Source organism: Pigmentiphaga sp. H8 (assembly GCF_003854895.1).
GTDB lineage: Bacteria > Pseudomonadota > Gammaproteobacteria > Burkholderiales > Burkholderiaceae_B > Pigmentiphaga.
The window spans coordinates 4,516,425-4,539,428 of sequence record NZ_CP033966.1 but is presented as its reverse complement, the minus strand read 5'-3'; the positions used below and the strand labels follow the sequence as shown (position 1 = coordinate 4,539,428).

Sequence of the window (23,004 nt, the reverse complement as noted above, 5' to 3'; positions counted from 1 at the left end):
CGTATCGCTTTGGACAAGACCGCCGCCAAGACCCTGCGCGCATTCGAACACATGTGCCGCATCGAAAAATCCATCGGGGTCAGCGCGCTCGCCGCGAAGCTCGACATCACCAAGAGCAACGCGCACCGCATCCTGACCACGCTGGTCGAGACCGGCTACGTGCAGCAGCTGGAAAACGGCGAGTACTTCCCGACGCTCAAGATCTGGGAACTGGGCAGCATGCTGCTCAGCCGGCTGGACTTTGTCCAGATCGCCAAGCCCCATCTCCGGCGCCTGAGCGAGGCCACGGGCGAACAGGTCTATCTGGCATCGATGAGCAGCGGCGCCGTCGTCTATCTGGACGTGATCGCCAGCAAGCATCCCATACGCACCTATGCCTCCATCGGCAGCGCGGCGCCCCTGCATTGCAGCGCGTCGGGCAAGGTGCTGCTGGCGTACAACCAGGCGCTGGCCGATGAATATCTCGCGGCGCCGCTGGAGAAATACACGCCGCGCACGGTGACCAAGGAGGCCGACCTGCGCAAGGTGCTCGACGAGGTACGCAAGAAGGGTTACGCCACGAACGATGGCGAGTGGCACGAAGGCGTATGCGGCGCGTCCGCGCCCGTCCATACGGCTTTTCGCGAAGGCGTGGCGGCCGTCGGCATCTCGGCGTTGAAGGAACGCACGCCGCGAACCAAGCTGATCCGCTTCGGCGAAGAACTCAGGCAGGTGTCGGTCCGGATCTCGCGTGAACTGGGCTATCACCCGGCCTTGCAGGTCCTAGGCTAGGTCCTTCAGCAGCTCGCGGGCGTTCGCCAGCCGGTCCAGTCCCAATACCCGGTCCACCAGACGTTGTGCCTGTTCGCCGTCCAGGGGCTGCACGCCCGCCCGCAGGCAGTCGAGCGCCTTCTCGCTGCGGTCGGCCTCGGCCAGGGGCGCTTCCCGCGACCCGGGGATATGGGCGACGTGGCGTTCGCGCCGCTCTCCCGAATGCAGGCGGACCACGACGGTGGCGGCGCGGCCGTTACCCCAGGATTCGTCGACGTGGACCGTTACCCGGCGCGCAAGCGCAAGCGTGGCCGGATCCAGCACGGCTTCGGGTTCGATGTCGCCCACGCCGAAGCGCCCGCGCAGCATGGCCGCGGCGACCGAATACTGGACGCTGAATTGCGCGGCCACCTGTGGGTCGCTGGAGGGATCGAACGGCGCGCCCACCAGGCGATGGACGTAGGGAGAGATGGTGACGTCCAGGTCCGCGATCCCGGATGCCTGAACCGGATGTTCCCGCGCCAGTTGCAGCGCCGCCTCGATCGCGGTGTGGTTGCAGGCGCAGCTCGGAAAACGCTTCACGCCGGTTTCCACGTGCGGATAGGACACTCCCAGGCCATCCAGCAGCCGGTCGGGTTCCCCCGGCTGGTATAGCTCGTAGAATCCGAACCGGCCCTCGAACGCCTGGCGCGCGGCGGTGATTCCCCGCGCGGCCAGCAGCGCGGCCAGGACGCCGCCCTGCGCGGCGAAGGCCGAGGAGTAGCGCTTGACCAGACTGCGTTCGATATTGGGCAACTGCGTCGAGCAGGCCTGGTTCACCGCGATGCCGAAGGCGTGCATGGTCTGTTCGGCGTCGAGCTTCATCAGGCGCGCCGCGGCCGCGGCGGCGCCCATGATTCCGTAGATCGAGGTCTGGTACCACCCCCGGTGCGGCAACGCGGACGCGGCGCCCAGGCGGGTGACGATGTCGTTGCCCAGGACCAGCGCCGCCACCAGTTCCTGGCCCGTGGCGCCGTGCTGTTCGGCCACCGCCAGCGCGGCCGGCAGCACGACGCTGTCCGAATGCACGCTGCCGCGTTCGGAGGCCCGCATGCCGTCGAAGTCCAGCGCCGCGGCGGCGGCGCTGTTCAGGAAGGCGGCGGAGCGGGCGGGAATCTTCGCGCTGGTTGCCCAGACGGCGCTTTGCGGCTTGCCGCCTTCGTCGATGAGCGCGTCGCGCACGGGTGGAATGCCCGGCGCGCTGGTGCCGGCCCAGGCCACGGCCAGGGTGTCGAGCGCCATGTGCTTGGCGGCCAGGACGGCCGCCGGCGGCAGCGCGTCCCAGGGGGTGTCGATGACGTGGGCGGCGAGCCGGGCCGAGAGCGTGTCGGGCGACATGGCGGCGGCGCTCAGGCGGCCGCGGGCCGGACGGGCGCCAGCAGCCGTTCGGCGTTGCCCGAACGGATCAGCGCCTTGTCGGCGTCCGAGATGTCCGGGTTGGCGGCCAGGAGCTGGACGTCCTTGTACTTCATGCGGCCGCCCGGGTCGTCGTGCGGATAGTCGGTGGCGAACAGGAACTGCGAGGCGCCGAACAGGTTGACGGCTTCGGGCAGTTCCGCTTCCTCGGTCTCGATGGTGAAGAACAGGTTCTTCCTGAAGTAGTGGCTGGGCGCCTGCTTGTTCTTGGGCTTGTAGTCGTCGACCGAGACGATGCGCTTGCCGCCTTCCAGCTTGCGGTAGTTGAAGCGCGGCGCGGCGTCTTCGGATTCGTAGTCGACGATCTCGTTGTTGAAGACCGAGTCCAGGTGCGAGACCAGCGGCTTGATGAAGCCGACGCCGGCCTCGGTGAAGACGAATTTCAGATCGGGGAAGTCATCCAGCAGTCCGCTCGTGACGAGCGAGACCAGGCTCATCTGGCCTTCCTGCGGCGCCAGCACGTCCAGTCCGTTGAACTGATAGTTCAGCAGGTTGGTGATGCGGTGGCCGTGCTGGATGTTGTGCAGGAACAAAGGCATGCCCAGTTCCTCGGCCCGCTTGAAGAAGGGCCAGAGTTCGCGATGGTTGCCCAGCGGATCGGAATAGCAGTGCTCGTGCACCGGAAAGACCTTGTCCATGATCACGGCGCGAAAACCATTGGCGGCGGCCCACTCCATCTCGGCGATGGCGCCGTCCACGTCCTGCAGCGCGACCAGGGCGCCGCCGATGAGGCGGTCGGGATAGCGCTTGAGCAGGTTCAGGATGGACAGGTTCCAGGAATGGGCCATGGCCGTGGCAAGGCGAGGTTCGACCAGGTAGGAGAACACCGTCGCCGTGAGCTGGGGGAACAGGAACTGCTTCTCGATGCCCAGCTTGTCGTAGTCGGCCAGACGCTCCTCGATGTAGTAGGTGCCCCGGTAGCGCGAACCGGTGCCCGGCGGAGGCAGCGGCGTGGCTCCGGGCACGCGCGGCGGTTCTCCCGGGAACTGGACGTCGACCAGCAGTCCGGAGTCATCCCAGGTCAGGCGTGGGCGAAGCGCCTCGAACTCCGGTCCGAGGTAGTCGTAGACATCGGGAGGCAGGAAATGGGTGTCGGCATCGATGATCATGGCTGGGTCTCGTCCAATCGTTTCTCGGGCAACGTCTCGCTTGGCCGAAACGCGCTGGAAACAGACTACTCCGCGGGTTTGGCGCCCGCAATACTGATTTTCTAAATAATAGAACAGCTTTCCAAATTTATTGACAGTCTTGCCGCTTGTCCGTAAATTACCCAGCCAATACGTCGTATCGCCACGAGCGTTTTCTTCCCTCCCACCCTTACACCCAGCGGGCCCGCACATGATCATCGACATGGACACCCACATCCTTCCGCGTGACATCTACGATCATGTCACCGGCAAGACCGCCGACCTGCGGCCGAGATTCGAGTTCGACAACGCGGGCATCCTGGTGAACTGGAGCTTCCCCGGCAACTACATCGTCAAGGGCTCGACGCCGTTGCCGCCGCCCGGCGCCGGCGGCAGGCATGTCGGGCTGACCGACATGGAATATCGCCTGGAGGAATACGACAAGCTGGGCATCGAGAAGCAACTGCTGCTGCCGCAGTTCTCGGCGATCTATTTCAACTACACGCTGGATCCCGAGCTTGCCGGCCAGATGGCGCATTCCTACAACCTGTCCATCCTCAATCTGCTGCAGAAGTACCCCGGCCGCCTGATCGGCTCCGCGCTGGTCGCGCTGCAGGACGTGGACGGTGCCATCGCCGAAATGGAATGGGCCCGCAAGAACGGCTTCCAGTCGGTCGCGGTCGACAAGGTGTTTCCCGTGCGCGAGCACCAGTTCTCGGAAACGCTGGGCAGCCGGCGCGAGCTGTGGCCCTTCTTCAAGCGAGCCGAGGCGCTGGGCATGCCTATCGTCCTGCACAACATCCAGCACGGCCATCGCATCAGCAACCTCAACATCTTCCAGCGCGACGGGCTGGACGTGGCGTCGCCGGCAGAAGGTCAGCTCAGCCTGATGTCGCTGTGCACCAGCGGACTGTTCGACGATTGCCCCAACCTGAAGGTGGTGTTCACCGAGGCCGGTTCGGCCTTCATCAGGCCGCTGGTGGAGCGTTTCGACGCGGCCTATGTGAAGCCGCCGCTCAACTACGAGGACGAGGACGCGCAGGCTCGCTTCCATCGCCGCGTCAAGCCGGGGGCCGAGCGCCTGTCGGCCGGCAAGCGCATCACCTCGGTCGAGGAATACGAAAGCCGCAACAAGGAGCCCGCCAGCTACTACTTCCGGAAGAACCTGTTCTTCACCATCGAGACGGAAGAACCCGAACTGCCGGATTCCATCGCGTTCCTGGGCGCCTCGCAGTTCCTGTTCGCCACCGACTATCCGCACGACGATCCGGGCGGCCGCATGAAGTACAAGGACGTCCAGCTCCTGCACGACCACCCCGGCATTTCCGAGGAAGACAAGGACATCATCCGCAGCGGCTCGGCCCTCGACATGCTGCCGGCCTGAACGGCCCACACACTTACCGGCCAGGGAGCGAGGATGGCTATCCAGACTGATGTGCTGATCGTCGGCGGCGGAAACGCCGCATTGTGCGCGGCGCTGGCGGCACGCGCGCACGGCGTCTCGGTGATGGTGCTCGAACGGGCGCCCGAGGACGAGCGGGGCGGCAACAGCCGCTTCACCGAAGGTTCGATGCGCTTCGCCTTCAACGGCGTGGACGACCTGCTGAAGGTCGTGCCCGACCTGACCGAGGACGAGAAGCAGAACACCGACTTCGGCGCCTACACCGAGGACGATTTCTTCGACGATCTTTTCCGCGTCACCGATTTCCGCAGCGATCCCGACCTGGCCGAGGTCCTGGTCAGGCGCAGCTTCGACACCGTGTGCTGGCTGCGCTCGCTGGGGCTGCGCTACGTGCCCAAGTACGGCAAGCAGGCCTACAAGATGGGCGGCCGCTTCAAGTTCTCCGGCGGGGTCGTGGTGGAGGTGGTGGGGGGCGGCGCGGGCCTGGTCGACTCGCTCTACAAGCTGGTCGCAGATCGTGGCGTCGACGTGCGCTACAACGCCCGCGCGCTGTCCCTGCTGGCCGACGACAGCGGCGTCCACGGCGTTCGCGCCCGCATCGACGGCAAGACCCAGGATATCGAAAGCCACGCGGTGATCCTGGCCTGTGGCGGCTTCGAGGCCAACGCGGAATGGCGCGCCCGTTACCTGGGGCCGGGCTGGGACCTGGCCAAGGTGCGCGGGTCGCGCTTCAACACCGGCGACGGACTGCGCATGGCGATCGACGCCGGCGCGCTGCCGGTCGGCAACTGGTCGGGCTGCCACGTGGTCGCGGGCGACCTGAACGCGCCGAATTATGGCGACCTCAAGTTCGGCGATGCCTTCCAGAAGCACAGCTACCCGTTCGGCGTGCTGGTCAATGCCGAAGGCAAGCGCTTCTTCGACGAAGGCTACGACTTCCGCATGTACACCTATGTGGAATGCGGGCTGGCGCTGGCGCGCCAGCCCAAGCAACTGGCCTACCAGGTGTTCGACGGCAAGGTGCTGCATCTGCTGCGCGACGAATACCGGCTGCGCAGCGTGACCAAGGTGCGCGCCGACACCCTGGAAGAGCTGGCCGAGAGCCTGGAAGGGGTCAACCCCCAGCAGTTCCTGGCCACGATACGGGAGTACAACGCGGCGGTCCGCACCGACCGCGCATTCGACCCGAACAGCAAGGACGGGCGCTGCACGGAAGGCCTTGCCCTGAACAAGTCGAACTGGGCCAATACCCTCGACGAAGGTCCGTTCGAGGCCTATCCGGTCACCACCGGCATCACGTTCACCTTCGGCGGGCTCAAGATCAATGCCCGTGCCGAAGTGGAGGACGTCGATGCGCGCGTCATCCCGGGCCTCTACACGGCCGGCGAGATGGTGGGGGGACTGTTCTATTCGAACTACCCCGGCGGCAGCGGCCTGATCTCGGGCTCCGTCTTCGGGCGGGTCGCGGGCGACGCCGCCGCGGAATACGTGCGTTCGCGCTAGATCCCATGGAAACAACCGGTTTCGCCGACGGCGACGAGATCCGCACCCGGTTCTCCCGCCGCATGTCGGAAATGTACCGGCGCGAGGTACCGCAGTACGGCGCGCTGCTCGACCTGGTCGCGGACGTCAATGCCGCCGCGCTGCGGCGCGATCCGTCGTTGCGCGAGCGCCTGGCGCGCGCCGGAGAGCTGGAGCGCCTGGGCGTCGAGCGCCATGGCGCGATTCGCCTCGGCTCCGCCGGGGAGCTCGCCACGATGCGGCGCGTCTTCGCCGTCATGGGCATGCAGCCTGTCGGCTACTACGATCTGTCGATCGCGGGCGTGCCCGTGCACGCCACCGCCTTTCGCCCCGTGGACGACTCGTCCCTGGCGCGCAATCCGTTCCGGGTGTTCACGTCGCTGTTGCGCCTGGATCTGATCGAGGATGCCGGCCTGCGCCGGGTCGCGACGGAAATCCTGGAACGGCGCCGGATCTTCACCCCCCGTCTGCTGGCCCTGGTCGAGCGGGCGGAGGGGCAGGGCGGGCTGGCCGGAACCGAGGCCGACGAACTGGTGGCCGAGGCGCTGCAGACCTTCCGCTGGCACAGCGCGGCCACGGTGGACAAGGCGACCTACGCCAGGCTGCACGATGCCCATCGCCTGGTTGCCGACGTCGTCTGCTTCAAGGGACCGCACATCAATCACCTGACGCCGCGCACGCTGGACATCGATGCCGTGCAGGCGGCGATGCCGGCGCGGGGCATCGCCGCCAAGACGGTGATCGAAGGGCCGCCGCCGCGCAAGGTGGCGCTGCTGCTCAGGCAGACCAGTTTCAAGGCGCTGGAGGAGCGCATCGCCTTCGCGGGCGAGGACATCCGGGCGCCGGGCACCCATACCGCCCGCTTCGGCGAAATCGAGCAGCGCGGCGTGGCGCTGACCCGCAAGGGCCGCGCGCGCTATGACGCGCTGCTGGCGCGCGCCCGGCGCGGCGCGTCGGGGCAGGATTACGCCGGCCGGCTGGCCGGCGCGTTCAAGGACTTCCCCGACGATCTGCCCACGCTGCGGCGCGAGGGGCTGGCTTTCTTCCGCTATGCGCGCACCGGCCGGGGCAACCGGGACGGCGTCAGCGCGCGCCTGCCCCTGGAGACGCAAATCGAGCGCGGCCTGGTCCGGGCCGATCCCATCGTCTACGAAGACTTCCTGCCGGTAAGCGCCGCGGGCATCTTCCAGTCGAACCTGGGCGAAACCGGACCACGCAGCTATGCCGGCAACGCCGCGCAAGCGGCGTTCGAGCACGCCCTGGGGGCGCCGGTGCTGGACGAAATCGCGCTGTACGAGGCGGCACAGGCCCGTTCGCTCGACGCGCTCGCGCAAAGGTGAGGCTATGAAGGTATTGGTCGCGGTCAAGCGGGTGGTGGACTACAACGTGAAGGTTCGCGTCAAGGCGGACGGCTCCGGCGTGGACATCGCCAATGCGAAGATGAGCATGAATCCTTTCGACGAGATCGCCGTCGAGGAAGCCGTCCGGCTCAAGGAAAAAGGCATCGCCACCGAGGTCGTGGCCGTCTCCTGCGGCGTCGCCGCGTGCCAGGAGACCTTGCGCACGGCCATGGCCATGGGCGCCGACCGAGGTATCCTGGTCGAGACCGACGAAGCACTGCAGCCGCTGGCCGTGGCCAAGCTGCTTAAGGCGCTGGCCGATCGGGAACAGCCGCAGCTCATGCTGCTGGGCAAGCAGGCCATCGACGACGACGCGAACCAGACGGGCCAGATGCTGGCGGCGTTGGCGGATCTGCCGCAGGCGACCTTCGCGGGCCGGATCGAGCTGCGGGACGGCGAGGCGGTGGTCACCCGCGAGGTGGACAAGGGCGTGGAGACCGTCGTGCTCTCCCTGCCCGCCGTCGTCACCGTCGATCTGAGGTTGAATGCGCCGCGTTTCGTCACCTTGCCCAACGTCATGAAGGCCAGGAAGAAGGCCATCGAGGTCGTCAAGCCCGACGAGCTCGGGGTCCAGGCCGGATCGCGCCTGCGCACGATCCGTGTCACCGAGCCGCGTCCGCGCACGGCGTCCGCCAGGGTGCCCGACGTGGCGACGCTGGTCGACAGGTTGCGCAACGAAGCCAAGGTCCTTTGAGGGAGAGTCGCATGGCCGCACTCGTCGTTGCCGAGCACGACAACGTTTCCATCGGTTCCGCCACGCTGTGTACCATCGCGGCGGCCGCCGCCTGTGGCGGCGAGGTCCACGTATTGGTGGCGGGCAGCGGGGTGGACGCAGCCGCGCGGGCCGCTTCCCGGATCGCCGACGTGGCCCGGGTACTGCAGGCCGAGGCGCCCTGCCTGGCCGATGGCCTGGCCGAAAACGTCGCGGCCCAGGTGCTTGCCGTGGCGGGCGGCTACAGCCACATTCTCTTTCCCGCGAACGCCAGCGGCAAGAGCGTCGCGCCCCGCGTCGCCGCGAAGCTCGACGTCTCCCAGATCAGCGACATCGTCCGCGTGGAAAGCGCGGACACCTTCGAGCGGCCCATCTATGCCGGCAACGCGCTGGCCACGGTGCAGAGCGACGATCCCGTCAAGGTGATCACCGTGCGTGCCACGGGCTTCGATCCGGTGGCGGCGACGGGCGCAGACGCGCCGATCGAAGCCATACCGGCGGTGGCCGGCCACGGCAAGAGCCGCTTCGCCGGGCGTGAGATCAGCAGCAGCGACCGCCCCGACCTGACCGCGGCGAAGGTCGTGGTGTCGGGCGGCCGCGGCCTGGGCAGCGCCGACCGGTTCCGCGAGATCATCGCTCCGCTGGCCGACAAGCTGGGCGCGGCGATCGGCGCCAGCCGCGCCGCCGTCGATGCCGGCTATGCCCCGCACGACCTGCAGGTGGGCCAGACCGGCAAGGTCGTGGCGCCGCAGCTCTATATTGCCACGGGCATCTCGGGCGCCATCCAGCACCTGGCGGGCATGAAGGATTCCAAGGTGATCGTGGCGATCAACAAGGACGGCGAGGCGCCGATCTTCGGCGTTGCCGACTATGGGCTGGAGGCCGACCTGTTCGAGGCGGTCCCGGAACTGCTGGCGCGGCTCTGACGCCTTTGCGCAAGGAATGCCATGTTTGATTTCCTGCGTTCCACCCCGCCCGTCCACGATCCGCTCGAGCCGCCCGCGCCCGGCGCCGCGAACGAGGTCAAGCACACGACCTGCTACATGTGCGCCTGCCGCTGCGGCATCCGCGTACACCTGCGCGATGGCGAGGTCCGCTACATCGACGGCAATCCGGACCATCCGCTGAACCAGGGGAAGATCTGCGCCAAGGGCTCGTCCGGCATCATGAAGCAGCACTCGCCCGCGCGGCTCACGGTGCCGCTCAAGCGCCGGCCGGGCACCGCCCGCGGCGACGGGGAATACGTCGAGATTTCCTGGGACGAGGTCTATGCCATCCTGACCGAGCGCCTGGGCCGCATCCGCGCCACCGACCCCAAGCGCTTCGCGCTGTTCACGGGCCGCGACCAGATGCAGGCCCTGACGGCGCTCTGGGCGCGCCAGTTCGGCACCCCCAACTACGCCGCGCATGGCGGATTCTGTTCGGTCAACATGGCCGCGGGCATGATCTACAGCATAGGCGGCTCGTTCTGGGAGTTCGGCGGCCCGGACCTGGAGCATGCCAGGCTGTTCGTCATGATAGGCACCGCCGAGGACCACCATTCCAATCCGCTGAAGACCGCGATCTCGAAGTTCAAGCGCGCCGGCGGCCGCTTCATCTCCATCAATCCCGTGCGCACCGGGTACTCCGCCATCGCCCATGAATGGATCCCGATACGGCCAGGGACCGACGGGGCGCTTTTCATGGCGCTGATCCGGGAACTGATCGCCACGGGCGAATTCGACCGCGATTTCGTCGCCCGCCATACCAATGCCATGGACCTGGTCGATCTGGACAGCGGCCTTATCGTCGGCACGGGCGACGCGCTGGAGGGCGAGCGCGAGGTGGCGGGCAAGCCCGCCAGGCCCGCCTTCGAGCTCCTGCGCGAACGCGTGGCGGACTGTACGCCGGAATGGGCCAGCGCCATCACCGGCATCCCGGCGGCGCGCATCGTCGCCCTGGCCCGCGAGATGGGCGAGACAGCCATGCGCGGCGCGTTCGAACTGCCCATTCCCTGGACGGATACCGACGGCGTGGAGCATGCCGGCGTCGTCGCCCGTCCCGTGGCGTTCCACGCGATGCGGGGCCTGGCTGCGCACTCCAACGGCTTCCAGACCATTCGCGCGCTGGCCATCCTGATGAGCCTGCTGGGCACGATAGACCGGCCCGGAGGCTTCCGCCACAAGGCGCCGTTCCCGAAGGCCATCCCGCCGGGCGTGCGGCCGCCGAACTCCTGGGACCAGGTGCGGCCGATGACGCCGCTGGGCGCCGCCCCGCTGGGATTCCCGGCCGGCCCCGACGACCTTGCCGTCGGGCCGGACGGCGAACCGATACGGATAGACAAGGGGTTCTCGTGGGAGCATCCGCTCTCGGCCCACGGCCTGATGCACAACGTCATCACCAACGCCTGGCGCGGCGATCCGTACCGCATCGACACCCTGCTGATCTTCATGGCGAACATGGCGTGGAACTCGACCATGAACACCACCCAGGTGCGGGCCATGCTGAACGACCGCGACCCGGGCGGCGACTACCGGATTCCCTTCATCGCGGTGTGCGATGCATTCGCTTCGGAGATGACCCAGTACGCCGACCTGATCCTGCCCGACACCACCTACCTGGAGCGGCACGACGCGATGTCGCTGCTCGATCGGCCGATTTCCGAGTTCGACGGCCCGGTGGACTCCGTGCGCATACCCGTGGTCGCACCGAAAGGGCAGTGCAAGCCTTTCCAGGAGGTGCTGATCGAACTGGGCTGGCGCCTGAAGCTGCCGGTGTTCACCGACCCGGACGGCGGGCGCAAGTACCAGGGCTACGAAGATTTCATCGTCCGCTACGAGACCGCGCCCGGTTCGGGCATCGGCTTCCTGGGCGGCTGGCGCGGCGCGAACGGCGACAAATCGCTGGTCGGCGAGCCCAATCCGCGCCAGTGGGAAAAGTATGCCGAGAACCATTGCGTGTTCCATCACGAGCTGCCGCCCGGCATGCAGTACATGCGCAACTGGAACCGCGACTATCTTGCCTTTGCCCGGCAGGCCGGATTCAACGGCGCGCCCGAGCCCATCCGCATCCATCTGTACTCGCCGGTCATGCAGGAATTCCGGCTGGCCGCCCAGGGCCGGCGCGCGGGCAAGCAGCCGCCGCCGCACCTGCGCGCGCGCATCGAACGCCACTTCGATCCGCTGCCTTTCTGGTCGCCGCCGCTCGAATACGCCGCGACCGATCTCGAGAAATATCCGCTCAACGCCATCACGCAGCGGCCCATGGCCATGTATCACTCGTGGGATTCGCAGAATGCCTGGCTGCGCCAGATCCACAGCCACAACTACCTCATGGTCAATCCGGCCACGGCGCGCGCCGCCGGAATCGAGGACGGCGGATGGATATGGGCCGAGTCGCAGTGGGGCCGGCTGCGATGCATGTGCCGCTACAGCGAGGCGGTCGAGCCCGGCACCGTCTGGACCTGGAACGCCATCGGCAAGTCGCGCGGCGCCTGGAACCTGGGGCCGCAGGCGGACGAATCCAGCAAGGGCTTCCTGCTCAACCATTTGATCTCGGAAGAGCTGCCCCTGCCGGGCGGGGGCCCGGCCGGAACGGTTTCCAACAGCGATCCGGTCACTGGCCAGGCCGGATGGTACGACGTCCGCGTGCGCATCAGTCCGGCGGACCCCGGCGAACCCAAGGAGGTCTGGCCACGGTTCCCCGCCATGAAGCAGATGCCGGGCACCGGCATCATCCGCAAGGTCCAGGCCTATTTCGCCGGCAACAAGTGATCCCATGACCCAACTCGCGCTAGTCATCGATCTGGACGTCTGCGTGGGCTGCCACGCCTGCGTGACCTCCTGCAAGCAATGGAACACCTCCGGCTCGGCCGGTCCGCTGGAGGACGCGAATCCTTACGGCGAAAGCCCGAGCGGCACGTTCTTCAATCGCGTGCAGACCTTCGAGGTGGGTGAATTCCCGCTGACCGAAACACTGCATTTCCCCAAGAGCTGCCTGCACTGCGAGGATCCGCCCTGCGTGCCCGTTTGCCCCACCGGCGCGTCGTACAAGCGCAAGGAGGACGGCATCGTGCTGGTGGACTACGACAAGTGCATAGGCTGCAAGTACTGTTCGTGGGCCTGTCCGTACGGCGCGCGCGAACTCGACGAAGGGCGCAAGGTAATGACCAAGTGCACGCTGTGCGTGGACCGCGTCCATAACGAAGCGCTGCCCGAGAGCGAGCGCAAGCCGGCCTGCGTGATGGCCTGTCCGACCAATGCACGGCTGTTCGGCGACGTGCACGACGAGGATTCCGAGGTATCGCGGGCGATACGCGAGCGCGACGGCTACACCTTGATGCCGGAGTGGGGCACCCGGCCGGCCAATCACTACCTGCCGCGCCGGAGCCGCCCATGAAGCCCGCCTGGTCGGTCATCTTCCTGACCACGCTGTGCGGCATGGCGCAGGGCCTGATGCTGGCGCTGGTCGGCGCGGACGTGTTCGGCGCGCCGCTCGAGCCGCTGGCGGCACAGCGTTTCTTCGGCGGCGGGGCGCTGCTGTGCGTGGCGCTGGCGGGCCTGGGGCTGTTCGCGTCGTTCTTCCACCTGGGGCGGCCGGAACGCTTCTGGCGCAGCGCGGCCATGTGGCGCACGTCGTGGCTGTCGCGTGAGGTGATCGCCGTGCCGGCCTTCATCGGCGCCGCGTCGTGGTATGCCTGGGCCCACCATGCCGGACAGGGCTACGCCCCGGCGGTGGGGCTGCTGTGCGTGGCCTGCGCGCTGGCGCTGTGGGTGTGCACGGCGATGATCTACGCGTGCCTGCGCTTCATCCGCGAATGGGCCAGCCCTTACACCCTGGCCAACTTCGCCGTACTGGGCTGCGCGTCGGGCTTCACCGCGGCGTCGGCCTGGGCGGCGTGGATGGCGCCCGGCTGGATGCCGGCCTACCTGTCGGCCGCTTATGTGACGCTGACCGCCGGCCTGGCGGTCCGGTTGCTGATGCTGCGCCGCAATGCGCGGCTGCGGCCGGTGTCCACCTTGCAGAGCGCGCTGGGCGTCCGGCATCCTGCGATCGCGCAGAAATCCATGGGCGCGATGGGCGGCACCTTCAACACGCGCGAGTTCTTCCATGGCCGCAGCGCGGCCGTGATCCGCGGCGTGCGCTGGGCGTTCCTGCTGCTGCTGTTTCCCGGTTCGGCGCTGCTGCTGGCGTGGGGGCAGCTTCGGGCCAGCGGCATGCTGATGGCGGCGGCGCTGGCGGTGCAGTACCTGGGACTGCTGGCGGAGCGGTGGTTCTTCTTCGCGCAGGCCAACCATCCGCAAAACCTGTACTACCAGGTGATCTCGTAGGGCCTGCTTGAAAAGCCTGTTCGGCGAAGCCGTCTATGATCGTCAATTATCGTGCGGCATCACCCGGCCGCGATTCTTGATTCGTGCGAACATTCATGGCAAATCCCTTATCCGCAAGCTCCGGCGACGGCCGTGGCAACGAGGCGCTCGCCGCCGTACCCGGCGAACTGCGTGTCTTTCAATGGCATGACCACGCCTCGCTCTGGTTCAGCCTGGGCGTGGGGCTGCTGGTCATGCAGATGGGCTCATACCTGGTGCCCGCCCTGAGTTCCACCCAGGCCTTGCTGGTCATCGTGCTGGGCTCCGTAGTCGGGGCCGGCCTGCTGGGCTGGGTCGCGCGGATCGGCTGCCGCAGCGGCCTGTCCAGCGCCGGGCTGATGGTGGCCGTTTACGGGCGCCGCTTCGCGCGCCTGCCCATCGTCCTGAACATCGTGCAGTTGCTGGGCTGGGGCGCGTTCGAGCTGGTGGTGATGCGCGATGCCACGGTCGCCGTCGGCCGCCATGGCGGCGCCATGACCGCCGATTACTGGCCCTACCTGGCCACGCTGCTGTGGGGCGCCGTGATCCTGCTGCTCATCGGCGGTTCCATGGTGCGTCTGGTGCGCCGCATCGTCTCGCGCGTGGCCCTGCCGCTGGTCGTGCTTTCGCTGCTGTGGCTGAGCTGGCAGTTCCTGTCCATGGCGCACAGCCAGGGCATGGCCGCCTTGTGGAGCCGGAGCGGCACGGGCGGCATGAGCACGCTGTCGGCCCTGGATCTCGTGATCGCCATGCCCATCAGCTGGCTGCCCCTGGTGGCCGATTACGCCCGCCACGGCAAGAGCGGCCGTTCGGCGCTGACGGGCGCCTGGGTCGGCTATGCCGTGGCCAACATCTGGTGCTACGGGCTGGGTGTGCTGGTCGCGCTGACGCTGCCGAGCCAGGACCTGATCATGGCCCTGCTGCAGGCCCAGGGCGGCCTGATCGCGCTGTCCCTGGTGCTGATCGACGAAGTCGACAACGCCTATGGCGACGCCTACTCGGCTTCCGTGTCGGCGCACAGCATCGCGCCGCGCTGGAGCATTCGCCGCTGGGGGCTGCTGATCGCCACGGCCTGCTGCCTGCTGGCGATGGTGCTGCCCATGCACAGCCTGGAGCCGTTCCTGCTGCTGCTCAGCTCCTGCTTCGTGCCTTTGTTCGGCGTCATGCTCGGCACCCTGGGCCTCGGCGCCGACGCAAACCGGCTACTGCGCCAGGCACCCGCGATACGGGTCAAGGCCGTGCTCATCTGGGGCGCCGGCATTGCCTGCTACCACCTGCTGCCGCTGGCCGGCACGGCGCTGGGTTCGGCCCTGCCCACCCTGGCGCTGAGTTTCGGCCTGGCCGTGGTGTTCATGCGGCGGCGGGAACAGGTAGAACCCGTTCCCGCCTAGCCGGCTTCAGCGGCAGACGTAGTTCGCCGCGTCATCCGGGTCGCCTGTTCCCTCGTAGGCCGCCTGCTTGGGGTAGGCGCACAGCGGGCGGGTCCTTTGTACCGATCCTCCCGCCATCCGTGATGCGACGAAGTCGTCCGGGGGCTTGCCTTGTTCCACCCACCGGTCCATGAGGGCCAGGATGTCGCGGCTCGGGTCCGGCGCGGCGTCGCCGTCGGCGCGCAAGGTGGTCGCGCCGGGGCCGCCGCTGCAGTGGCCCATGCCGGGAACCAGGAAGAGCCGGTAGAACTCATCGAGCGCTGTCCGGGATCCTTGCGCGGCGAGTACGCGATCGTAGTAGCCGATGCTGTCATAGGCACTGACCACCGGATCGCTCCAGCCGTGATAGACCATCAGCTTGCCACCCCTCGCCTTGAACGCCGACAGGTCGGCGCTGGTCTGGTCGACCAGTGGCGCGATCTTCGCATACGCATAAGAAACGTCGCGGTCGAAATCGAATGTCCACCAGTTCCACTGCGGATCGTCGAAAACCCAGTAGCGCCAGAAATCGGCCCGCACCGGTTCGGTCGATCCCATGTAGCCCGACCAGCCCGACTCGCTGCCCACGGGCCAGCCGGGATAGAGCTGGGCCTTCGTGCGGGGATTGCGCGGACCCTGGTAGATATTCCGTGCGGCGCCAAGCTGGTCGGAAGTGAGGCAGTCCGCCGCATCGCCGGCGGTGCACAGCAGGCTGGCGACGTCGAATTTGTCCGTGGTACAGGCGCGCGGATCGTCGATGACGCCATCGGCCACGCCGTCCAGCGTATCGCAGGCCGCGACGGCGCGATCCGTGATGAGCCGGAGCTTGGCCGGCGTCAGGAACTGCGTGAGATTGTCGTCGGTGGGGCGGTTGGAGCGGAAGCGCCACATGAACTCGATGTTGAGGGCGGTGCGGTTATTGCCGGGCGAGCCGGCAATGATGCCGTCGAAGTCCTCGGGGTAACGCTGCGCCTCGGCGAATCCCTGATGGCCGCCCGTGGAGCAACCCAGGTAATAGGCCCGGTGGGCCGCCGTGCCTCGCAGCTCGGTCAGCAACTGCTTGCCGGCGACCGTAATCGCGTTGATCGACCGGGAGCCCCAGTCGATGATCTTCTCGGGATTGCCGACGCCCCACAGCATGTCCTCCGTCTGATGGCCGGTGTCGCCGCCCAGGACGGCATAGCCTTGCCGCATGGCGTACGCCATGTCGCCGTAGCTCAGTGCCGGGCTGTAGCCGCCGTTGCCGGTCGTGACCAGCTTGCCGTTCCAGGATGTTCCTTCGGGCACCCAGAGCTGGAAGTTGATCCGCGAGCTGGTCGTGGGCGTGGCCACGGCGTCGATGCGGCAGAACGCGGGGACGTCGTTCAGGTCCTGGCGGCTGTCGGCGGGACGATAGGTGCCGGCGGGAACGGACGATACCGCCGTGATGCGCGCCGCGGGGATCCGCACATCGGCGAAGCTTTCCAACTGACAGGAGCGGGCAACGGACTCCGGAGGGGGCGGCGGCGTTCCGCCGCCGCTGTCACCGTCGCCGCCGCCGCAGGCCGCGAGCGAGGCAGCCAGGGCAAGCGCGAGAGGCAATGCGGTGTGTGCGGGAGGTGGGTATCCCATGACTTCTCCTTTGGTGTGGCGCCGCGCTCGTTGTCGATCTTGTGCGCGCGGCGAGATGGTGCGAAGCCTTCTTGTCCGCCGCACTCTATGCCGGGAGATTTCATTTGGGAATTCGAAAATTTACATGAATTGATCGATTGTTCAGGATAGTCGGGGCGGTGGACGATGGCGCGCCAGGCTGATCGCACCCTCGCCCACCAGGACCAGCACCGCCATCCAGATCGCCACGTAGGTCGGCCACTGCGCGGGGGAAATGGATTCGCCCAGCACCCCCGCGGCGACGGCGACCAGAAGGACCGGCTCCACATAGATCAGCAGGCCGAACAGCGTCACGTTCAGCTTCGGCGCCGATAGCGCCTGCAACCCCAGCGCCGAGGCGCTGATGATGCCCAGGCCGAGGATCAGCCACGGCAGGCTGGGCGGCGCATCGGCCGGCAGCGCGTAGCCGCCCTGCAGGACGAAGAACACACTGACGGGCAGGCCCAGCGTCATGTCCAGCCACAGCGAACCCAGGGTATTGGTATGGGTGGCGCGGCGCAGCCAGAAATAGCCGGGATAGCCCAGGCACACCAGCAGCGCGGGCCAGGACACGGTGCGGACGATCGCCAACTGGTAGGCGATGCCCACGAGCGCCAGTCCGCCGGCCAGCAACTGCATCCGGCTGATGCGCTCCTTGAACGCGAGCCGGCCCAGCGCGACCATCGCGATCGGCAGCAGGAAATAACCCAGCGACACGTCGAGCCCGTGGCCGTTGACGGGCGCCCACATGAACAGCCAGAGCTGGGCGCCGAGCAGGGTGGCCGACAGCACGCGCTGCGCCCAGAAGAACCGCTCGCGGCGCACCCGCGCGGCGAGCTGGCGGATTTCGTGCCAACGCCCCATGGCCAGGACCAGGAGAGTCAGCGCGGGGACCGTCAGCAGCATGCGCCAGCCATAGATGGCCGCGCCGTCCAGGGGGCGCAGCAGGGTGGTGTAGGCGGACATCAGCGCGAAGAGCGCCGAGGATGCGACGTTGAGCAGGACGCCGGTGGAGGTGTTGAGGGAGGGGGGGGCGGTCATCGGGATGGATAGGACGCAGGCAGGGAATGCCGCGTAGTGGGGCGTCCAGATAAGTGAGAATGACTACAATCTACAATATGAGGGCTTGCCCCTTATTTGCCGGCCTTCGAATTCGGGCTTAGAATTGCAGTCCTGTCGCGTCTAGCGGTAGTGTCTTCCGTCCAAGCGGTCAGCCTGGGCGTCCAAGGCGGGTGTAGTTCAATGGTAGAACGGCAGCTTCCCAAGCTTCATACGAGGGTTCGATTCCCTTCACCCGCTCATTTTGAATTTCCAAACCCGTTGAGAGGCTTTGGGAAGTTGACTAAGTCCTTGATGTTCAATGAATTTCTGAAAATTGGCCTTTGCCGGTGTTCAGAAGAGTTCGCCAGTTTTTACCCCCGATAAGTACATTTTTCTGGCCATCGATTTGATGCATTGGCGGCTTGTTCGCGTGCGTCTGTCGAGGTCCATTGGCGTCTATGGAGAAGAGCTGCACGGTCTCTGGAGCTGGGATGACGGACCTCCTTGCGGCTTGGTGTGCGCGGTCTATAGTCCACTGCCGTCCACCAGCATCCAGCGTTTTTAAGTCCATTTTCGGGCCGTAGTTCCGATGTTGTAACGGTGCTGATTTGTCGGGCCATTGTCCATGGCTCCCCATCTCGTCTAATTGGAGATTTGGAGTTGGAGCATGGCGCTCACCGAATTGCGTGTCCGGACCGCGAAGGAGATGGGAAAGGCCTACACCCTTGGCGACTATGACGGATTGTCGTTGTTCGTATCCGCCAAAGGTGGCAAGGCTTGGCACTTCCGGTACTACTGGCTGGGCAAGCAGTTGCGGATCTCCCTGGGCACGTATCCCGAGATCGGTTTGCGCGATGCGCGGGCCTTGCGGGAAGAAGCGCGGGGGCTGATCGCCAGAGGCGTCAATCCGAAGATCCATCGCAAGCAGAAACGGCAGGCGGCCAAGCTGGCCGGCGAGTACACCTTCATGGTGGTGTACGAGCAGTGGCTCGCGCGTCGAGAATTGGTGCTGGAAGAAGGGCGGCAGAGCACGCTGGAGCAGATTCGGCGTGCGTTCAAGAAGGATGTTCTGCCGGCGCTGCATCGGATGACTATTCACGAGATCACGAGGCATCACCTGTTGGAGGTGATCGAGCGGATCGAAAAGCGCGGTTCGTTGTCTGTCGCGGAGAAGGTACGGACCTGGTTCCGGCAACTGTTCGAGTACGCCCTGGTGGTTGTGCCTGGGATGGAAAGGAGCCCCGCGACAGATCTGCACGTTGTCGCGGCGCCCTTGCCACCGGTTCAGCACAATCCGTTCTTGCGGATGGAGGCGTTGCCTTTGTTCTTGCGCACCTTGCGTACCTATCAGGGAAGATTGACGACGCAGCTCGCGATTCGCTTGCTGTTGCTGATCGGGGTGCGTACTGGCGAGCTGCGGTTAGCTACGCCAGATCAGTTCGATCTTGACCGCGGGCTTTGGATCGTTCCCGTCATGTCGCTTAAGCAGCGCGCAATGCTGACTCGCAGGCGGCGTAAACGCGCAGAGGACATCCCTCCATATATCGTGCCGCTTTCGACCCAGGCGCAGGTGGTCGTTCGATCTATGTTGGACGAGTTCAAGCTAGCGCAGAAGTATGTGTTCGCGTCGGCTACGCGGCTGACGGATCGTATGAGCGAGAACACAGTCAACTTCGCACTGAAGCGCATGGGGTACAACGGGTTGCTGACCGGGCATGGGCTGCGGGCCACGATGTCGACGGCGTTGAACGAGATTGGCTATCCACGGGTGTGGGTGGATGCGCAGCTATCGCATGCTGATCCGAATCGGATCAGGGCGACGTATAACCATGCGCAGTATGTGGAGCAGAGGAGGGTAATGATGCAGGATTGGGCGGATCGGGTGGAGTTGCTTGAGCGGGGTGAGTTGGAGGCCGCGAACCGGCATCTGATTGTGCATCTGCAGGGGAGGGCAGAAATGACTTGGTCGGGTGATCATGCCTCACAACGTTCGAGAGTTCAGGCTTTACATCGTATGGAGGCTTATCCTCAACAATCCATACTGTCTCTGACAGAAACAGACCGTGCTGGCCTTTCTACATATATGGTCTGAGATGGTTGTGCTTGGAGGCTAACTGAAGTGGTCGACGGCTTTTAGGGCCTTGGCTTGCCAAGTTGGCCGTTATTAAAGCAGGTTATCTCTCGACTCTAGTTGGAGGCGACTGACTGTTTTCGGCCAAGAGCGGGCAGTAGAGCTCAGGCGGTAATGTGTCAAAATGCGGGAAATTCCTCCAACGCGTAACTACCAGTGCAGGTGAGGTAGCTAGTTTGGAAAAGGTGGCTCCCGAGAGAGGTTGTTTAGTACCAAAAATATCAGGGGTTGCAGGGGGTCTAGGTGATCAAACCCATTATTTAAATGGAAAATAGATGAAATCAATAGCCGTTTTCAATAACAAAGGTGGTGTTGGAAAAACAACACTTGCGTACCATCTGGCGAGCGCCATGGCGGATCTTGGAAGGAAAACTCTATTAGTAGATTTGGATCCACAATCCAATCTAACGCTGTATGGATACTCTCCGGAGGAGCTCGAAGATTTGTGGAAAGAAGAGGATGATTTCATCGAGGATTTTCCTCAGGCAAAAAAGGTAAGTACTCAAGCTAAGTATAAGAAAATCACCTCAACTACACGATCAATTCATTTTCTTCTAAAGCCGACAGAAGACGGTGTGGATGAACTAAAAAAACTCCCGCCACCTCGAAAACTTGCAAAAAATCTTGATCTTCTGCCTGGTCGTTTGTCCATCCACATGTTTGAAAACAAAATCGCCAGTCGATGGTCAGAGGCTTTTCAAAGTGATCCCTTGGCAATTCGGACGATTACAAATATCAGCAGAATAATAAAATCGTATGGCGCTACGAGAAAATATGATGTCGTGATCGTGGATACATCTCCAGCTCTCGGGATATTAAACAAAATAGTTATATCAACTTCCGATGCCTTTATGGTGCCATGTGCGCCCGATATGTTCTCAGTATATGGGATAAAAAATATCGGCAGAGCCCTTAATTCTTGGATAAGGGATTTTTCGCTTTTAGAAAAAATTGTGGGGGAACGCCATTCCAAGGATTTACCAGCAATACCTGTTTCTTTTCTCGGCTTTACTATTTATAACGCTAGAAAGAGAGGGGATGCTTCAAATGAGTGGAAGATTGCAAAGGCACATTATAACTATGCTAAACAAATCCCATTTGCTGTGGAGGAGTTTATTCCCAAAGAAACAATTAGCGAAAGTGTGAGCGATGTTATCTCTGATCCAATTGGTGGAACATCTGTCATGTATTCTCACTCTACTATTCCTGGGATGTCTCAAAAATATCGGGTGCCAATATGGAGCGTTCCGGATCATGAAAACTTAAGTTCAGAAGATCGATCAAGCGTTTCCCCAAATCGAAACCAATACGTAGAGACTAAATCTGCCTATAAGACTTTTGCCGAGGATGTGATTTCTCGGTTGGGGGTGTAAATTGATTGCACCGAAGAAGAAATCGGAGTCAGTGGCCAGTATTTTGAAAGCCATAAGAGAACAGTACCCAGTGATAGAAGGGTTTGGGACTACAGTTGAGGCAATTTTAACTAAAGACCCGAGGGTTGTTCCCGTAATTCATTCTTTTAAGAGAAGATTGAAGGAGGAAAAAAGTATCAAGGAAAAAATAATGAAGAAAAGGCTTTCTGGTGTGCAAATAGATTCAAACAACGTTTTCTCCGAGGTTACCGATATCTATGCCGTGAGACTTATCCATTTGTACCCTCATGACGTGAGAGTTGTTCATAATGTGATAGTCGATCATGCTGCGAAGAAGGATTGGATTCTTGTTGAAAAACCAAAGGCTTACACATGGGATCCTGATAGCATTAAGTTTCTAAAGTCCTTGGGCCTTAAGTGTGAGTTAAAGTCAAGTTTCTATACGTCAGTTCATTATTTGGTGAAACCTAGAAAGAATTCTGCTGCTATATGTGAAATTCAGGTGCGTTCATTACTCGAAGAGGTATGGGGTGAAGTTGATCACAAAATCAAATACAAAGGATTGACTGAAGATGAACGTATCAATGAGCATCTGGCTGTTCTGGCAAGGTTAATTAGCGCAGGATCTCGTATTCTATCTGCGATACAAAAGAAGTAACTTCTGTAGCGAACATTTGTTGGAGTTAGTAGCAATTGGTCTATATAAGCAAAGGCGTGAAAGCTCAATTATTTATTTAACGGAATTTTCCCTGAGACCGAAACGCCAGTTTTTCCCATCGCAGCAGGACTTGGTAAAGCGTATCCCTAATTTTTTTTTGGGAAACATCCAACTTTCGGATACGTAGGTGCAGGATTCGACTTCTCGCGAATCGAATAATTGCTTCGAATAAATCGAATGTCTGATGTGGGTCGAAAGCCGCTAAGCATTGGGAGCATTAAATGATTAAGTTCGATCCGTCGATGCTGTCTGATGATGCAGCAGACCAGTACACATGGAACTGGATGAAAGTTCGCACGGAGCCACTGTCCGCTGAAGACTATCTTTCATTCGCTACAGAGGATTTGGTTGATGGGAAAACACCTAGGAATTTGATTAATTCTTTGTCTAACGCCAAGAAGGCCTTACATTTGCGTCTCGAAGATCTTTGTTTGGGTTTTGGTGCCAAAGATTTAAAAAATTTGAAAGCATTTCCAGCACTGATAAATTACGCCCGGGAGTGTGGGTTCGTCGCACCTCGAGTATTAGATCGCCTTAACACGCAGCGTAACGCTGTTGAGCACGACTACATACTACCCATAGAGGCTGATGTTGAGACGTTGGTTGATATCGTTCACTTATTTATAGCTGCAACTGATCGGTGGGTATCTAGGCGTCCTTGTGAAGTGGGAATCTATAATGTAAAAATCATAAATGATTCATCCGAATTCGATTTGAATCAACTCGCCTTTGACTGGCCACAAGGAACAGCGTCCCTTGTTTTTGGAAAGTCGAAAAAGAGTGGGAATGAGTTGACTGAGACAATTGAATATCAATCACCTTCCCCTGAGTTTTTCCAATGCGTAAGATTCGCTCTTCGCAACTCAGATTAATTGCTTTGGAAAGGGACGCTGGCGAATTTCCGCTTGGGGTCGGGAGCCGACAAGGGAGAACGACCGTTTCCGACCGAGGCTGTGTGAAAACTCTTTGACGCTGCTACGGTTGTGTAGTTAGAGTTTAGTATCTCGAT

17 protein-coding genes, 1 tRNA gene and 1 pseudogene are annotated in these 23,004 nt (G+C 63.1%); 15 read left to right on the top strand and 4 right to left on the bottom strand.

Annotated features, from left to right (window positions below):
• Window positions 1-9 precede the first annotated feature (9 nt).
• The gene (locus EGT29_RS21400) at window positions 10-771 is read left to right on the top strand and encodes an IclR family transcriptional regulator (RefSeq protein WP_124690878.1); all 762 of its coding nucleotides are present in this window, start codon (window positions 10-12) and stop codon (window positions 769-771) included.
• Here the strand turns inward: EGT29_RS21400 and EGT29_RS21395 are convergent.
• Entirely contained in the window at window positions 763-2,127 is a 1,365-nt protein-coding gene (locus EGT29_RS21395) for an MmgE/PrpD family protein (protein ID WP_124690877.1), read from the bottom strand. The genes EGT29_RS21400 and EGT29_RS21395 overlap by 9 nt on opposite strands.
• Window positions 2,128-2,138: 11 nt before the next feature.
• Window positions 2,139-3,314, bottom strand: coding sequence for an amidohydrolase family protein (locus EGT29_RS21390; protein WP_161567903.1), 1,176 nt, complete (start codon window positions 3,312-3,314; stop codon window positions 2,139-2,141).
• Between the two features lie 229 nt (window positions 3,315-3,543).
• Between EGT29_RS21390 and EGT29_RS21385 the strand changes: the two genes are divergently transcribed.
• The 9 genes from EGT29_RS21385 (at window position 3,544) to EGT29_RS21345 (ending at window position 15,085) form a co-directional block, all read left to right on the top strand.
• Complete coding sequence (locus EGT29_RS21385) at window positions 3,544-4,716, top strand: amidohydrolase family protein (protein WP_124690875.1); 1,173 nt, start codon at window positions 3,544-3,546, stop codon at window positions 4,714-4,716.
• Window positions 4,717-4,749: 33 nt separating this feature from the next.
• Window positions 4,750-6,237, top strand: a complete 1,488-nt coding sequence (tcuA, locus tag EGT29_RS21380; RefSeq protein ID WP_124690874.1) for an FAD-dependent tricarballylate dehydrogenase TcuA — start codon at window positions 4,750-4,752, stop codon at window positions 6,235-6,237.
• A gap of 5 nt (window positions 6,238-6,242) precedes the next feature.
• Window positions 6,243-7,595, top strand: a complete 1,353-nt coding sequence (locus EGT29_RS21375; protein ID WP_124690873.1) for a VOC family protein — start codon at window positions 6,243-6,245, stop codon at window positions 7,593-7,595.
• Window positions 7,596-7,599: 4 nt separating this feature from the next.
• Window positions 7,600-8,349 carry an electron transfer flavoprotein subunit beta/FixA family protein gene (locus EGT29_RS21370; RefSeq protein ID WP_124690872.1) on the top strand — a complete coding sequence of 250 codons (750 nt, stop codon included), beginning with the start codon at window positions 7,600-7,602 and terminating at the stop codon, window positions 8,347-8,349.
• Between the two features lie 11 nt (window positions 8,350-8,360).
• A complete protein-coding gene (locus EGT29_RS21365) occupies window positions 8,361-9,293 on the top strand; it encodes an electron transfer flavoprotein subunit alpha/FixB family protein (RefSeq protein WP_124690871.1) in 933 nt (310 codons plus the stop codon).
• Window positions 9,294-9,314: 21 nt separating this feature from the next.
• Entirely contained in the window at window positions 9,315-12,119 is a 2,805-nt protein-coding gene (locus EGT29_RS21360) for a molybdopterin oxidoreductase family protein (RefSeq protein WP_124690870.1), read from the top strand.
• 4 nt (window positions 12,120-12,123) lie between these two features.
• A complete protein-coding gene (locus EGT29_RS21355) occupies window positions 12,124-12,744 on the top strand; it encodes a 4Fe-4S dicluster domain-containing protein (RefSeq protein ID WP_124690869.1) in 621 nt (206 codons plus the stop codon).
• Window positions 12,741-13,676: a DmsC/YnfH family molybdoenzyme membrane anchor subunit gene (locus EGT29_RS21350; RefSeq protein WP_124690868.1), complete on the top strand. Its 936-nt coding sequence runs from the start codon at window positions 12,741-12,743 to the stop codon at window positions 13,674-13,676. Before EGT29_RS21355 ends, EGT29_RS21350 begins: the two co-directional genes overlap by 4 nt.
• Window positions 13,677-13,771: 95 nt before the next feature.
• The gene (locus EGT29_RS21345; protein ID WP_124690867.1) at window positions 13,772-15,085 is read left to right on the top strand and encodes a cytosine permease; all 1,314 of its coding nucleotides are present in this window, start codon (window positions 13,772-13,774) and stop codon (window positions 15,083-15,085) included.
• A gap of 6 nt (window positions 15,086-15,091) precedes the next feature.
• Here the strand turns inward: EGT29_RS21345 and EGT29_RS21340 are convergent, their stop codons facing one another.
• Together EGT29_RS21340 and rarD are read right to left on the bottom strand one after the other, a co-directional pair.
• Window positions 15,092-16,714, bottom strand: a complete 1,623-nt coding sequence (locus EGT29_RS21340; RefSeq protein WP_124690866.1) for a tannase/feruloyl esterase family alpha/beta hydrolase — start codon at window positions 16,712-16,714, stop codon at window positions 15,092-15,094.
• 141 nt (window positions 16,715-16,855) lie between these two features.
• On the bottom strand, window positions 16,856-17,773 hold the full coding sequence (gene rarD / locus EGT29_RS21335) for an EamA family transporter RarD (protein ID WP_124690865.1): 918 nt from the start codon (window positions 17,771-17,773) through the stop codon (window positions 16,856-16,858).
• 187 nt (window positions 17,774-17,960) lie between these two features.
• Here rarD and EGT29_RS21330 point away from each other — a divergent pair.
• The 5 genes and pseudogenes from EGT29_RS21330 (at window position 17,961) to EGT29_RS21310 (ending at window position 22,867) form a co-directional block, all read left to right on the top strand.
• Window positions 17,961-18,031, top strand: a tRNA-Gly gene (locus tag EGT29_RS21330).
• Between the two features lie 409 nt (window positions 18,032-18,440).
• A pseudogene (locus EGT29_RS21325) lies at window positions 18,441-19,721 on the top strand (tyrosine-type recombinase/integrase); the annotation flags it as partial.
• 458 nt (window positions 19,722-20,179) lie between these two features.
• The gene (locus tag EGT29_RS21320) at window positions 20,180-21,277 is read left to right on the top strand and encodes a ParA family protein (RefSeq protein ID WP_124690863.1); all 1,098 of its coding nucleotides are present in this window, start codon (window positions 20,180-20,182) and stop codon (window positions 21,275-21,277) included.
• A gap of 1 nt (window position 21,278) precedes the next feature.
• Complete coding sequence (locus EGT29_RS21315) at window positions 21,279-21,935, top strand: (p)ppGpp synthetase (RefSeq protein WP_124690862.1); 657 nt, start codon at window positions 21,279-21,281, stop codon at window positions 21,933-21,935.
• A 281-nt stretch (window positions 21,936-22,216) separates the two neighbouring features.
• Entirely contained in the window at window positions 22,217-22,867 is a 651-nt protein-coding gene (locus tag EGT29_RS21310) for a hypothetical protein (RefSeq protein ID WP_124690861.1), read from the top strand.
• The last annotated feature ends 137 nt before the right edge of the window (window positions 22,868-23,004 follow it).

Coding starts and splice junctions, on each gene's coding strand:
- EGT29_RS21395 (WP_124690877.1), bottom strand. CDS start 2,127: ATGTCGCCCGACACGCTCTCGGCCCGGCTCGCCGCCCACGTCATCGAC.
- EGT29_RS21390 (WP_161567903.1), bottom strand. CDS start 3,314: ATGATCATCGATGCCGACACCCATTTCCTGCCTCCCGATGTCTACGAC.
- EGT29_RS21385 (WP_124690875.1), top strand. CDS start 3,544: ATGATCATCGACATGGACACCCACATCCTTCCGCGTGACATCTACGAT.
- tcuA (WP_124690874.1), top strand. CDS start 4,750: ATGGCTATCCAGACTGATGTGCTGATCGTCGGCGGCGGAAACGCCGCA.
- EGT29_RS21375 (WP_124690873.1), top strand. CDS start 6,243: ATGGAAACAACCGGTTTCGCCGACGGCGACGAGATCCGCACCCGGTTC.
- EGT29_RS21370 (WP_124690872.1), top strand. CDS start 7,600: ATGAAGGTATTGGTCGCGGTCAAGCGGGTGGTGGACTACAACGTGAAG.
- EGT29_RS21365 (WP_124690871.1), top strand. CDS start 8,361: ATGGCCGCACTCGTCGTTGCCGAGCACGACAACGTTTCCATCGGTTCC.
- EGT29_RS21360 (WP_124690870.1), top strand. CDS start 9,315: ATGTTTGATTTCCTGCGTTCCACCCCGCCCGTCCACGATCCGCTCGAG.
- EGT29_RS21355 (WP_124690869.1), top strand. CDS start 12,124: ATGACCCAACTCGCGCTAGTCATCGATCTGGACGTCTGCGTGGGCTGC.
- EGT29_RS21350 (WP_124690868.1), top strand. CDS start 12,741: ATGAAGCCCGCCTGGTCGGTCATCTTCCTGACCACGCTGTGCGGCATG.
- EGT29_RS21345 (WP_124690867.1), top strand. CDS start 13,772: ATGGCAAATCCCTTATCCGCAAGCTCCGGCGACGGCCGTGGCAACGAG.
- EGT29_RS21340 (WP_124690866.1), bottom strand. CDS start 16,714: ATGGGATACCCACCTCCCGCACACACCGCATTGCCTCTCGCGCTTGCC.
- rarD (WP_124690865.1), bottom strand. CDS start 17,773: ATGACCGCCCCCCCCTCCCTCAACACCTCCACCGGCGTCCTGCTCAAC.
- EGT29_RS21320 (WP_124690863.1), top strand. CDS start 20,180: ATGAAATCAATAGCCGTTTTCAATAACAAAGGTGGTGTTGGAAAAACA.
- EGT29_RS21310 (WP_124690861.1), top strand. CDS start 22,217: ATGATTAAGTTCGATCCGTCGATGCTGTCTGATGATGCAGCAGACCAG.